Here is a 12,283-nt window from a genome sequence, read left to right as displayed (position 1 = left end):
CGCTTTGCTTGCGCGGCCGGCCGTCCAGACCTCGTTTGCAGTCCCGGTTTGCAATCCCGTTTCGCAGCCTCATTTCGCATGCTTACGCTTTCCGATTTCGATTTCGATCTGCCGCCCGAGTTGATCGCGCAAACCGCGCTGCCCGAGCGCAGCGCGAGCCGCCTGCTCGAGGTCGGCAACGCACCCGCGGGCGCCCGGCTCGTCGACCGGCGCTTCGCCGAGTTGCCCGGCTGCATCGAGCCGGGCGATTTGCTCGTCTTCAACGATACCAAAGTGCTGAAGGCCCGCTTGCTCGGCCGCAAGGCGAGCGGCGGCAAGATCGAAGTGCTGATCGAACGCGTGACCGGGCCGCGCACCGCGCTGGCGCAGATCCGCGCGAGCAAGAGCCCGGCCGCCGGCACGACGCTCACGCTCGCCGACGCGTTCGACGTGACGGTCGGCGAGCGGGTCGAGCCGTTCTTCACGCTGCATTTTCCCGACGACTGCGACGCGCTGATCGAGCGCTACGGCCGCCTGCCGCTGCCGCCGTACATCGGGCACGCGCCCGATTCGATCGACGAAACCCGCTATCAGACCGTGTTCGCGGCCAATCCCGGCGCCGTCGCCGCACCCACGGCCGGGCTGCATTTCGACGATGCGGTGCTCGCCGCGCTCGATGCGCGCGGCGTCGAGCGCGCGACGCTCACGCTGCACGTCGGCGCGGGCACGTTCCAGCCGGTGCGCGCCGAGAATATCGCCGAGCACCGGATGCACCGCGAATGGTACGAATTGAGCGGCGCGCTCGTCGAGCAGCTCGCCGCGACGCGTGCGCGCGGCGGCCGCGTGATCGCGGTCGGCACGACGTCGCTGCGCGCGCTCGAGGCCGCCGCGCGGGACGCCGAGGCGGCCGGCCGGCCGCTTGCCGCGACGCGCGCGGAAACCGATATTTTCATCACGCCGGGCTATCGTTTTCGCGTCGTCGACCGGCTGGTGACGAATTTCCATTTGCCGAAATCGACGCTGATGATGCTGGTCAGCGCGTTTGCCGGCCTCGAGACGATCCGTGCCGCGTACCGGCATGCGATCGACGGGCGCTACCGCTTTTTCAGCTACGGCGACGCGATGCTGCTCACGCGGCGGGACGTGCCCGAGGAGAATCGCCGCGGCGCATGAGCGCAGCGTTTCGGTGATTGAGCGTACCGGCAACGCCGCTGCGCGATCTCACGCGAACCCGGGCCGCAATCCACCGTATTTCTTACCGCCGCCGGCCCTTGCCGGCGGCGCTTTCAACATGCGCCGGACTGGGCCGGCCGCAGCCGGCGCTTCAGCGCTTACCGCGGCCCCGTGCAAACGGCTCTCCGGCGGCAAGGAGTTCAAACAGATGACCGAAGGCTCATCCCACGATACGCATACGCACGTGCATGCGCACGACGGCCTCAAATTCGAACTGCTGACGACCGACGGCCGTGCGCGCCGCGGCCGCGTCACGCTCAATCACGGCGTGGTCGACACGCCGATCTTCATGCCCGTGGGCACCTACGGGACCGTGAAGGCGGTCAAGCCGAGCGAGCTTGACGAGATGCGCGCGCAGATCATCCTCGGCAACACGTTTCATCTTTGGCTGCGCCCCGGCCTCGAGACGATCGGTGCGCACGGCGGGCTGCACCGCTTCATGGGCTGGAACAGGCCGATCCTGACCGATTCGGGCGGCTTCCAGGTGTTCTCGCTCGGCGAGCTGCGCAAGATCACCGAGGAAGGCGTCACGTTTGCGTCGCCGATCAACGGCGACCGGCTGTTCCTGTCGCCGGAAGTGTCGATGCAAATTCAGAAGGTGCTGAACTCGGACATCGTGATGCAGTTCGACGAGTGCACGCCTTACGCGACCAACGGCGTGCCGACCACGCATCGGGAAGCGGCCGACTCGATGCGCATGTCGCTGCGCTGGGCAAAGCGATCGCTCGACGAGTTCCAGCGGCTGGGCAATCCGAATGCGCTGTTCGGCATCGTTCAAGGCGGGATGTACGAGGATTTGCGCGACGAATCGCTCGCCGGGCTGTCCGAGCTGGGCTTTCACGGGCTCGCGATCGGCGGGCTGTCGGTCGGCGAGCCGAAAGAGGACATGATGCGCGTGCTCGAGCACATCGCACCGCGCCTGCCCGCCGACAAGCCGCACTACCTGATGGGCGTCGGCACGCCCGAGGATCTGGTCGCCGGGGTCGCCGCGGGTGTCGACATGTTCGACTGCGTGATGCCGACCCGCAACGCCCGCAACGGCTGGCTGTTCACCCGCTTTGGCGACGTGAAGATCCGCAACGCGTCGCACAAGAACGCGCTGAAGCCGCTCGACGAGACTTGCGGCTGCTATACGTGCCGAAACTTCTCGCGCGGCTACCTGCACCATCTGCACCGCGTCGGCGAGATTCTCGGCGCGCAACTGAACACGATCCACAACCTGCACTACTACCTCGAACTGATGCGCGAGATCCGCGAGGCGATCGACACGCACACGTTCGACGCATTCAGGAAGCGCTTCGCGCAGGATCGCGCACGCGGCGTCGACTGACGGCGCGCCGCGCCGGTTGCGCCGCAACACCTTACAATCTTCTTTCGATATGCACGCAAACGCGCGCCAACCGGCGTGAACGGGCCGTGAACGGTTCGTTAACAGCTTGAAACCAAAGCGCATTTGCGCCGCTGTCGCAATGAGGGCCGGTGGTAGAATAACCGGCTTGTTTTTTTTCGATCTTCCCACGGAGAGACCAACGTGTCGTTCATTTCCAATGCCTATGCGCAGGGCGCAGCGGGCGGTGCCGAATCGAGCCTGATGAGCTTCCTGCCGCTCGTGCTGATGTTCGGTGTGCTTTACTTCATCATGATCCGTCCGCAAATGAAGCGGCAGAAGGAACACCGCAACATGCTCGCCGCGATGGCCAAGGGCGACGAAGTGGTGACGAGCGGCGGGCTCGTCGGCAAGGTGACGAAGGTGACGGATGCCTATATCGGCGTCGAAATCGCCTCGGGCACTGAAATCACCGTGCAGAAGGCCGCCGTGACGGCCATCCTGCCGAAGGGCACGATCAAGTCGCTGTAAGCCCCGCCGCCGCGTTCGCGCGCCCGAGCGCCCCGCCGCATGCGCGGCGCGGGCGGCGCCGGATGCGGCGCGATCCCAGCCAACCCACCCGTTCGGCCCCCTCATGAATCGTTATCCACTCTGGAAATATGTCGTGATGGTCGTGGCGCTCGCCATCGGCTTCCTGTACACGCTGCCCAACTTCTTCGGAGAAGCGCCGGCGGTGCAGGTGTCGAGCGGCAAGGCCACGGTCAAGCTCGGCGCCGACACGCTCGCGCAGGTCGAAACCGCGCTCAAGGCCAACAACGTCGCGGCCGACGACGTCACGTTCGACAACGCGTCCGCGAACGCGACCATTCGCGTGCGCCTGAAGGACACCGACACGCAGTTGCGCGTGAAGGATCTGCTGCAAAAGACGCTGAACGCCGATCCGAACGATCCGCAGTACGTCGTCGCGCTGAATCTGCAAAGCGCGTCGCCGCGCTGGCTGAGCGCGCTGCACGCGCTGCCGATGTATCTCGGTCTCGATCTGCGCGGCGGCGTCCACTTCCTGCTGCAGGTCGACATGACGGGCGCGCTGACGAAAAAGCTCGACTCCGACGCGTCCGACGCGCGCACGCTGCTGCGCGACAAGGGCATCCGCGACGGCGGCGTGAACCGCGTCGACCAAGCTGTCGTCGCGAATTTCGCCGACCAGGACACCGCGGAGCAAGCGCGCAAGCTGCTCGCGCAGTCCGTCTCCGAGCTGCAATGGGCCACGCAGCCGGGCGGCAGCGGCTATCAGGTGGTCGGCACGTTCACGCCGGCCGTGCAAAAGGCCGTCGAGGACGCCGCGCTCAAGCAGAACCTGACGACGCTGCACAATCGCGTCAACGAGCTGGGCGTATCCGAGCCGATCCTCCAGCAGCAGGGCAACGACCGGATCGTCGTCGAGCTGCCGGGCGTGCAGGACACTGCGAAGGCGAAGGACATCATCGGCCGCACGGCGACGCTCGAGGCGCGCCTCGCCGATCCGCTCAACACGCACCCGAATCCGAACGATCCGGTGCCGCCCGGCGAGGAACTGTTCACGCAGGGCAACCAGACGCCCGTGCTGCTGAAGAAGCAGGTGATCTTCACCGGCGACCGGATCATCGACGCGTCGGCCGGTTTCGACGAACATCAGCGTCCGTCTGTCAACATCCGCCTCGACGCGGCGGGCGGCCGCGCGGTGCGCGCGGTGTCGCGCGAGAACATCGGCAAGCCGATGGCGATGGTGCTGTTCGAGAAAGGCCGCGGCGAGGTGTTGACCGTCGCGACGATCCAATCCGAGCTGGGCGACCGCTTCCAGATCACTGGCCAGCCGACGCCGCAGGCGGCCACCGATCTCGCGCTGCTGCTGCGCGCGGGCTCGCTCGCCGCGCCGATGGACATCATCGAGGAACGCACGATCGGCCCGAGCCTCGGCGCGGACAACATCAAGATGGGCTTCCATTCGGTGGTCTGGGGCTTCGTCGCGATCGCCGTGTTCATGATCGCGTACTACATGCTGTTCGGCCTGGTGTCGGTGATCGGGCTGTCGGTGAACCTGCTGCTGCTGATCGCCGCGCTGTCGATGATGCAGGCCACGCTCACGCTGCCCGGCATCGCCGCGATCGCGCTCGCGCTCGGCATGGCGATCGACTCGAACGTGCTGATCAACGAACGTATCCGCGAGGAGCTGCGCAACGGCGCGGCGCCGCAGACCGCGATCCAGCAAGGCTACGCGCACGCGTGGGCGACGATTTTCGATTCGAACGTCACGACGCTGATCGCCGGCCTCGCGCTGCTCGCGTTCGGCTCGGGCCCGGTGCGCGGCTTCGCGATCGTTCACTGCATCGGCATCGTCACGTCGATGTTCTCCGCGGTGTTCTTCTCGCGCGGGCTCGTGAATCTCTGGTACGGCGGGCGCAGGAAGCTGCAGTCGCTCGCGATCGGGCAGGTGTGGCGCCCCGCCGCCAGCGCGCCCGCGCAACTCGGCGACGACGCGCGCGCGAACGCGCCGCTTACCGGCACGCACACCGCCACGCCGAAGCAGCCCGCCAACGCGCCGCGCGCCGGCAAGCCGGTCGCGCGCCGCCGCTCGGGGCCGGGCGTGCCGCCGAAGCAAGGCCCGTCCAACTAAGCGCCGGAGACCATCATGGAATTTTTCCGCATCCGTAAAGACATCCCGTTCATGCGGCACGCGCTGGTCTTCAACGTGATCTCGCTCGTGACGTTCGTGGCCGCCGTGTTCTTCCTGTTCCATCGCGGACTGCATCTGTCCGTCGAGTTCACGGGCGGCACGGTGATCGAAGTGCAATACCAGCAGGCCGCGCAGCTCGAGCCGGTGCGCGCGACGCTCGGCCAGCTCGGCTATGCCGATGCGCAGGTGCAGAACTTCGGCACGTCGCGCAACGTGCTGATCCGGCTGCCGCTCAAGCAAGGGCTCACGTCCGCGCAACAGAGCGACCAGGTGATGGCGGGCCTGAAGGCGCAGAGCCCGGACGTGCAGTTGCAGCGCGTCGAGTTCGTCGGCCCGCAGGTCGGCCGCGAACTCGCGACCGACGGCCTGCTCGCGCTCGCGTGCGTCGTGATCGGCATCGTGATCTACCTGTCGTTTCGCTTCGAGTGGAAATACGCGGTCGCGGGCATCATCGCGAACCTGCACGACGTCGTGATCATCCTCGGCTTCTTCGCGTTCTTTCAGTGGGAGTTCTCGCTGTCGGTGCTGGCCGCGGTGCTCGCGGTGCTCGGCTACTCGGTCAACGAATCGGTCGTCATTTTCGACAGAATCCGCGAGACGTTCCGCCGCGAACGCAAGATGAGCGTGCAGGAAGTGATCAACCACGCGATCACCAGCACGATGTCGCGCACGATCATCACGCACACGTCGACCGAAATGATGGTGCTGTCGATGTTCTTCTTCGGCGGCCCGACGCTGCACTACTTCGCGCTCGCGCTAACGGTGGGCATCATGTTCGGCATCTACTCGTCGGTGTTCGTGGCCGGTTCGCTGGCGATGTGGCTCGGGATCAAACGCGAGGATCTGATGAAAGAGAAAAAGGCCGCGCACGACCCGAACGATCCGAATGCGGGAGCCCAGGTTTGAGCGGGATTCGCGCCGCTTGAAAGTGCTGCTTGTGCTGCTTTGACAGTGCCGCTCGACGGCGGCGCCTGAAAACGATGAAGGCCGGTTCGTTGCGAACCGGCCTTTTTTGTGCGCATCCCGGCGCGCAAAAAAACCGCGCTCCTTGCGAAGCGCGGCCGCGTGGCCTGCTCCACCGCGCGGCGCAAGCACGCGCGGTTTCGCGTCACGCTTACTGCTTCACCGCCTCGGCCGTGATCAGCAGCTTCGTCTTCATCTTGAAGCCGTACTGCTTGCCGTAGTCGAGACCGAAATCGTCGCGGTTGAACTCGCCGGCCGCATCCACGCCGCACACTTCCTTCTTCAGCATCGGATGCGGCATGCACTTGAACGAAACGATCTTCAGCGTCAGCGGCTTCGTCACGCCATGCAGCGTCAGATTGCCGACCACTTCCGCCGGCTTGTCGCCTTCGAACTTGATCGTGCCCTTGTAGTTCGCATCCGGATATTTGGCCGAGTCGAAGAAATCGGCGGTTTGCAAATGCTCGTTGAGCTTCGCACTGCCCGTCGCGATCGACGCAACCTTCGTCGTCACGTCGACGGTGCCCGTCTTCGCCGCGCGGTCGAGCGTCACCGTGCCGCTCGATTCGTCGAACTTACCGCGCCACACCGACAGCCCGCCGAAGTGGTCGGCCTCGAAGCTCGGGTACGTGTGGGTCGGGTCGAACTTGTAGGTGTCGGGGGCGGCGTGCGCCGAGAACGACAGTGCGGCGGCCAGCGCACCCGCCGCGATCATCAGTTGCTGGTTCAAATCAATCTCCTTGTGACGGGGCCGCCCGCCAGGGCGGCGTAGGTGGTGCGAAAAAATCTCCCGGCCCGCCCAGAGCCGTGAGCCGAGTGAAGCAAAAACGGGGCGGGACCGCGACGCGGCGGCCCTGGCGGCCTAAAGCCACCCGCGTCATTTCGCGGCAACGATATGGAATTTGATCTGCACTTCGTCGGCAACGATCGACGTATCCTTCCACTCGCCGGTGCCAACGTTGAATGCCGAGCGCTTGATCGGCAGCACGCCGTCGAACGCCTGCGTCGCGCCGCTGGAGGTGACCGTCACGGGCAAAGTCACCGCCTGGGTCTTGCCCTTGATCGTCAGCTTGCCCGACACGTTGTACTTGTTGCCACCCGCGGGCGCGATCGCAGTCGACACGAAGCTCGCCTGCGGATACGTCTTCGCGTCGAACCAGTCCTTGCCTGCGACCTGGTCGTTGTACATCTGATCGCCTAGATCGTAGCTTGCGACATCGATCGTCACCTGGGCGCTGCCCTGCGCGGCTTTCGCCGGATCGAACTTGATCTGCGCGTTGAACTTCTTGAACACGCCTTCCGTCGGCACGTTCATCTGCTTGAACACAGCCGACACCTTGCTCTTGGCCAGATCGACTTGTGCGAGCGCGTCGCCCGACAACGCAACCGAAGCGGCTGCAAACGCCGCGAGCATGTAACGGTAGAACGAGACTTTCATAAGCGATCCTGATTTCCGGGTTATTTGAGAAAGGGAAGCATACGCGACAGCACGCCGTCGCGATCGAGCCACTGATGCTTGACGGCCGCGGCGACGTGTGCGGCAACGAGCGCGAGCAGGCCGTAGTTGAGCGCGACGTGCGCCGCCTTCAATGTCGCCTTCAGCGCCGGGTCCGGGTCGAGCAGGCGCGGCAGCGGCACGAGACCGAGGTAGACGACCGGAACGTTCGCAGCCGAGCTGTACAAATAACCCGTGACCGGAATCGCGAGCATCAGCACGTAGAGCAGCGCATGCACGCCGTGCGCGCCTGCACGCTGCCACGCGGGCATGCCGGCCGGCATCGGCGGCGGCACGTGGGTGGCGCGCCACAGCACGCGGGCGATCGCGAGCGCGAACACTGTGACGCCGATCCATTTGTGCCACGAGTAATACTTGAGCTTGGCCGGCGTGAAGCCGGGAATATCGGTCATCACCCAGCCGAGCGCGAAGCCGCACACGATCAGGAGTGCGATCAGCCAATGAAGCGCGATCGCGGTGCGCGTATACGCCACCGGCGGGGCGGAGGCAGACGAAAAAAGCGAGGTCATGAATTCTCCAGTTATGCGAAGCGCCACGGCGGCGCGCTCGTATCCGTGCGACGCATTCATTCCACGGCCGCCATGCTACCGTAACCGGCCGCGCTCGGCAGAAGCGCGCGCGGTGGCGCGAGACGGCCGGCGGCTCGAGCGGCCGGCCGTCTCCGTCAGCCGAATGTTGTGTACTTGACGCCGCGCAAATCGCCCTTTTGGTAATATGGGCGCGGATTCCAGCCCTGCGGGCATGCACCGGCAATACCGCACAACCGTCCCTTTCTATGGAACGACACACTCTCATTGCCTGTCATGAGTGCGACGCACTGTTGCACAAACCAAGCCTTAGCGGCAAACAAACCGCACGCTGCCCGCGCTGTGATGCACTGCTCTACCGGAGCGGCTCGGCGCAAATCGACCGCCTTTGCGCCCTCACGCTCGGCGCGCTCATCACATTCCTGATCGCGCAAGGGTTTCCGATCCTCGAAATGGACGTCAACGGCATGCGCGTGCAGACGACCGTGATCGGCGCGCTCGATACATTGTGGCGCCAGGGGATGGAAATCGTCGCGGTCATGGTGTTCTGCTCGACGCTGCTGTTTCCGCTGGTCGAGCTCGCCGCGCTTCTCTACGTGCTTTTTGCGCTGCGCGCCGGCATGGTCCCGCCCGGCTTCAACCGCGTGCTGCGCGCAATCCAGTTCGTGCGGCCGTGGGGAATGATCGAGGTGTTCATGCTCGGCATCCTCGTCACGATCGTGAAGATGGTGAGCCTGGCGCGCGTGATTCCGGACGCCGCACTGTTCGCGTTCGCCGCGCTCACGCTGATACTCGCGGTCGTCGTCATGGTCGAGCCGCATACGCTGTGGGATATCGCCGATGAGTTGAACGAACGCGGGCGCAAACCGGGCGAGAGCCCATCGGGCGGCCCGGCCGAGGAGGCGCGCTGCCGATGAGCGAAATCGTCACCGCCGCACGCGCCGGCATGGCGAGCTGCCATGCATGCGCGCACGTGCAGAAGCTCGTGCCCGTTTCGCCCGGCGCGCCGCACCCGAAAACACGTTGCGAGCGCTGCGGCGCGGCGCTGCACCTGCGCACGCCGGACAGCATCGCGCGCACCTGGGCGTTCCTGATCGCCGCGACAATCCTCTATCTGCCGGCGAACTTGCTGCCGATCATGCACACGACATCGATCGTCGGCTCGCAGGACGATACGATCATGAGCGGCGTCGTCTATTTCTGGATATCGGGCGAATGGCCGCTGGCCGCCATCGTTTTCATCGCCAGCATCCTCGTGCCGATGCTCAAGCTCGGCGTGCTGCTCATCCTGGTCGTCACCGCGCAGCGCCGTTCCGCGTGGCGGCCGATGCAGCGCACCAAGCTGTACCGGATCGTCGAGCGCATCGGCCGCTGGTCGATGCTCGATATCTTCGTCGTCACGCTGACCGTCGCGCTCGTGCATTTCCGCTCGCTCGCGACGATCACCGCCGGCCCCGCCGCGCTTGCGTTCGGCGCGGTCGTAATTCTGACCATGATCGCGTCGATGCAGTTCGACCCCCGACTCATTTGGGACAACGTAGAAGAAACGTCAGGGAATCCTCATGAATAGTCCGCAAGGCCCGCAGCACGAACCGAATGCGGCTCCCCCCTCCCCATCCGGCGGCGAACCGCCGAAGCTGCCCGAGCCCGTCATCAGCCGGCGCACCGGCTGGCTGCCGTCGCTCGTCTGGCTCGTGCCGCTCGTCGCGGCGCTGATCGGCATCGGGCTCGTCGTGAAATCCGTGCTGGATCGCGGCCCCGACATCACGATCAGCTTTCGCAGCGCCGAAGGCCTCGAACCTGGCAAGACGCAGGTGAAGTACAAAGACGTCGAGATCGGCATGGTGAAGGCGATCAAGCTGTCGAATGATCTGTCGCACGTGCTCGTCGACGTGCAGCTGAAGAAGGAAGCCGAGCGCTTCGCCGCGAAGGATTCGCGCTTCTGGGTCGTGCGGCCGCGAGTCGGCGCGAGCGGTGTGTCGGGGCTCGGCACGCTGCTGTCGGGCGCGTATATCGGCGCCGACGCCGGCCGCTCGGACGACACCGTGCGCTCGTTTACCGGGCTCGAAACGCCGCCCGCCGTCACCGGCGACCAGAAAGGCACGCAGTATGTGCTGCGCGGCGATTCGCTCGGCTCGATCGACATCGGCTCGCCCGTCTACTACCGGCGCGTGCAGGTCGGCCAAGTGGTTGGCTTCTCGCTCGACAAGGAGGGCACGGGCGTCACGTTCAATGTGTTCGTCAACGCGCCGTATGACCAGTACGTCGGCCTGAATTCGCGCTGGTGGCAGGCAAGCGGCGTCGATCTGCAGCTCGACTCGAGCGGCCTGAAGCTGAACACGCAGTCGCTCGCGACCGTGATTCTCGGCGGCCTCGCGTTCCAGGCGCCGACCGGCCAGTCGGCGGGCCCGGTCGCCCCCCAGAACACGACGTTCCGTCTCGGCGCCGACCAGGCCGACGCAATGCGCGATCCGGACGGCGAGCCCGTGCAGGTGGTGATGAGTTTCAACCAGTCGCTGCGCGGGCTGTCGATCGGCGCGCCGGTCGATTTTCGCGGTATCGTGCTCGGCCAGGTGACGAACATCGGCATCGACTTCGATCCCAAGACGAAGAATTTCATCATGCCGGTGACGATGAACCTCTACCCCGACCGGCTCGGCAGGCGCTTTCGCGACGCGACGGAAAGAAAAGGCGAAACGGCGCGGCGCGAGCTGCTGCAACGCCTCGTCCAGCATGGGCTGCGCGGGCAGCTGCGAACCGGCAACCTGCTGACGAGCCAGCTCTACGTCGCGCTCGACTTCTTCCCGAAAGCCTCGCCGGTGAAGCTCGACTTGGCGCACGAGCCGGTCGAGCTGCCGACGGTGCCCAATACGCTCGACGAACTGCAACTGCAGGTCGCGGACATCGCGAAGAAGCTCGACAAGGTGCCGTTCGACCAGATCGGCAACAACCTGAACAGCGCGCTCACGAACGCGGACAAGCTGTTCAAACGGCTCGACACCGAAGTCGCGCCCGAAGCGCGCGATACGCTGTCGGCGGCCAAGCAAACGTTCACCACGGCCGAGGCGACACTGCAGCAGGATTCGCCGCTGCAATCGGACGTGCGCGGCGCGCTCAAGGAACTGACGCGCACGCTGCAATCGCTGAACGCACTCGCCGGCTATCTCGAACGGCATCCCGAATCGTTGCTGCAAGGCAAACCAGGAGACAAGAAATGACCGCACATACGATCCGAGCGGCCCATTTCGCGCGGGCCGTGCGTGCGGTGCGCGGCACCGCGCGCTTCGTGCTCGCCGGTGCGGCGGCGGCCGCGCTTGCGGCCTGCTCGTCGCCGCCCACGCGCTTCTATACGCTCGACGCGGCGGCCGCGGCCGCCGCGTCGACACCAGCGCCAGCACCGGCCGTCAGCGCGAATCCCGCATTTCTGATCCAGGTGCCCGCGATCGACGTGCCGGAACAAGTCGCGATGAATCAATTCGTCGTCCAGAAAAGTCCGTCGCAAGTGGACGTGCTCGAGCAAACGCGCTGGGTGTCGCAGCCTGCCGACGAGATACGCCGCGCGCTGTCGTCGGCGCTCACGCGGCGGCTCGATACGATCGACGTCGCGAATTCCGCTTATCCGGCCAATGTCCCCGTCTACCGGATCAGCGTGAATGTCCAGCGCTTCGAATCGTGGCCGGACCGGCATGCGGCGCTGACCGCCGTCTGGAGCGTGCGCGCGCTGCCGAGCCAAATGGTCATGACGTGCCGCACCGACGTCGTCGAGCCGGTGCAGCCGGGTTACGGCGCGCTCGTTGACGGTCATCGCCGTGCGATCGGCGTGCTCGCAGATCAGATCACGGCCGGTGTGCATGCGATCGCTGCCGCGCGTGCGCCAATTCAGGCTGCGGCCCCGGCGAAGCGGCCAGCGGCGGGCGCCACTGCGGCGGCGCCCGCCACGCCTGTCGTCCGCTGTCCGGCCAGCCCGGCGGCGCAGAACGCGCAGCCCGTCGACGGCACGTCGTAACGGGCCGCCGGGGCGCTCG

12 protein-coding genes are annotated in these 12,283 nt (G+C 65.9%); 9 read left to right on the top strand and 3 right to left on the bottom strand.

Annotated elements, in window-relative coordinates:
- Positions 1-78 precede the first annotated feature (78 nt).
- The 5 genes from queA to secF all read left to right on the top strand — a co-directional run bounded on the left by queA (position 79) and on the right by secF (position 6,158).
- On the top strand, positions 79-1,152 hold the full coding sequence (queA, locus tag WS68_RS01545) for a tRNA preQ1(34) S-adenosylmethionine ribosyltransferase-isomerase QueA (RefSeq protein WP_059569111.1): 1,074 nt from the start codon (positions 79-81) through the stop codon (positions 1,150-1,152).
- 208 nt (positions 1,153-1,360) lie between these two features.
- Positions 1,361-2,542, top strand: a complete 1,182-nt coding sequence (gene tgt / locus WS68_RS01540; protein ID WP_059569189.1) for a tRNA guanosine(34) transglycosylase Tgt — start codon at positions 1,361-1,363, stop codon at positions 2,540-2,542.
- Between the two features lie 201 nt (positions 2,543-2,743).
- Complete coding sequence (yajC, locus tag WS68_RS01535) at positions 2,744-3,070, top strand: preprotein translocase subunit YajC (RefSeq protein ID WP_059516026.1); 327 nt, start codon at positions 2,744-2,746, stop codon at positions 3,068-3,070.
- A gap of 103 nt (positions 3,071-3,173) precedes the next feature.
- On the top strand, positions 3,174-5,192 hold the full coding sequence (gene secD / locus WS68_RS01530; protein WP_059569110.1) for a protein translocase subunit SecD: 2,019 nt from the start codon (positions 3,174-3,176) through the stop codon (positions 5,190-5,192).
- Positions 5,193-5,207: 15 nt separating this feature from the next.
- Positions 5,208-6,158, top strand: a complete 951-nt coding sequence (gene secF, locus WS68_RS01525) for a protein translocase subunit SecF (protein WP_059569109.1) — start codon at positions 5,208-5,210, stop codon at positions 6,156-6,158.
- Positions 6,159-6,366: 208 nt separating this feature from the next.
- Here secF and WS68_RS01520 read toward each other — a convergent pair whose 3' ends face one another.
- The 3 genes from WS68_RS01520 to WS68_RS01510 form a co-directional block, all read right to left on the bottom strand.
- On the bottom strand, positions 6,367-6,945 hold the full coding sequence (locus WS68_RS01520; protein ID WP_059569108.1) for a YceI family protein: 579 nt from the start codon (positions 6,943-6,945) through the stop codon (positions 6,367-6,369).
- A gap of 147 nt (positions 6,946-7,092) precedes the next feature.
- Positions 7,093-7,653: a YceI family protein gene (locus WS68_RS01515; RefSeq protein WP_059569107.1), complete on the bottom strand. Its 561-nt coding sequence runs from the start codon at positions 7,651-7,653 to the stop codon at positions 7,093-7,095.
- Between the two features lie 20 nt (positions 7,654-7,673).
- Positions 7,674-8,240: a cytochrome b gene (locus tag WS68_RS01510; protein WP_059569106.1), complete on the bottom strand. Its 567-nt coding sequence runs from the start codon at positions 8,238-8,240 to the stop codon at positions 7,674-7,676.
- 266 nt (positions 8,241-8,506) lie between these two features.
- Between WS68_RS01510 and WS68_RS01505 the strand changes: the two genes are divergently transcribed.
- From WS68_RS01505 to WS68_RS01490, 4 genes are read left to right on the top strand one after another with little or no spacing between them, the layout of a single operon-like run.
- Positions 8,507-9,175 carry a paraquat-inducible protein A gene (locus WS68_RS01505; RefSeq protein WP_059569105.1) on the top strand — a complete coding sequence of 223 codons (669 nt, stop codon included), beginning with the start codon at positions 8,507-8,509 and terminating at the stop codon, positions 9,173-9,175.
- Complete coding sequence (locus tag WS68_RS01500; protein ID WP_059569104.1) at positions 9,172-9,828, top strand: paraquat-inducible protein A; 657 nt, start codon at positions 9,172-9,174, stop codon at positions 9,826-9,828. The genes WS68_RS01505 and WS68_RS01500 overlap by 4 nt, the downstream gene beginning before the upstream one ends.
- On the top strand, positions 9,821-11,476 hold the full coding sequence (locus WS68_RS01495) for a PqiB family protein (RefSeq protein ID WP_059569103.1): 1,656 nt from the start codon (positions 9,821-9,823) through the stop codon (positions 11,474-11,476). The genes WS68_RS01500 and WS68_RS01495 overlap by 8 nt, the downstream gene beginning before the upstream one ends.
- The gene (locus tag WS68_RS01490) at positions 11,473-12,264 is read left to right on the top strand and encodes a PqiC family protein (protein WP_059569102.1); all 792 of its coding nucleotides are present in this window, start codon (positions 11,473-11,475) and stop codon (positions 12,262-12,264) included. Before WS68_RS01495 ends, WS68_RS01490 begins: the two co-directional genes overlap by 4 nt.
- Positions 12,265-12,283: the final 19 nt, after the last annotated feature.

This window comes from Burkholderia sp. TSV86, assembly GCF_001522865.1.
In the GTDB taxonomy this organism is placed as follows: domain Bacteria; phylum Pseudomonadota; class Gammaproteobacteria; order Burkholderiales; family Burkholderiaceae; genus Burkholderia.
Note: the sequence above shows the minus strand (reverse complement) of the source record. Positions and strands in the feature narration are given on the sequence as shown.

What these genes read in the sequence shown, in the direction of transcription:
- queA (WP_059569111.1), top strand. Translation starts at nt 79, where the DNA reads ATGCTTACGCTTTCCGATTTCGATTTCGATCTGCCGCCCGAGTTGATC.
- tgt (WP_059569189.1), top strand. Translation starts at nt 1,361, where the DNA reads ATGACCGAAGGCTCATCCCACGATACGCATACGCACGTGCATGCGCAC.
- secD (WP_059569110.1), top strand. Translation starts at nt 3,174, where the DNA reads ATGAATCGTTATCCACTCTGGAAATATGTCGTGATGGTCGTGGCGCTC.
- secF (WP_059569109.1), top strand. Translation starts at nt 5,208, where the DNA reads ATGGAATTTTTCCGCATCCGTAAAGACATCCCGTTCATGCGGCACGCG.
- WS68_RS01515 (WP_059569107.1), bottom strand. Translation starts at nt 7,653, where the DNA reads ATGAAAGTCTCGTTCTACCGTTACATGCTCGCGGCGTTTGCAGCCGCT.
- WS68_RS01510 (WP_059569106.1), bottom strand. Translation starts at nt 8,240, where the DNA reads ATGACCTCGCTTTTTTCGTCTGCCTCCGCCCCGCCGGTGGCGTATACG.
- WS68_RS01505 (WP_059569105.1), top strand. Translation starts at nt 8,507, where the DNA reads ATGGAACGACACACTCTCATTGCCTGTCATGAGTGCGACGCACTGTTG.
- WS68_RS01500 (WP_059569104.1), top strand. Translation starts at nt 9,172, where the DNA reads ATGAGCGAAATCGTCACCGCCGCACGCGCCGGCATGGCGAGCTGCCAT.
- WS68_RS01495 (WP_059569103.1), top strand. Translation starts at nt 9,821, where the DNA reads ATGAATAGTCCGCAAGGCCCGCAGCACGAACCGAATGCGGCTCCCCCC.
- WS68_RS01490 (WP_059569102.1), top strand. Translation starts at nt 11,473, where the DNA reads ATGACCGCACATACGATCCGAGCGGCCCATTTCGCGCGGGCCGTGCGT.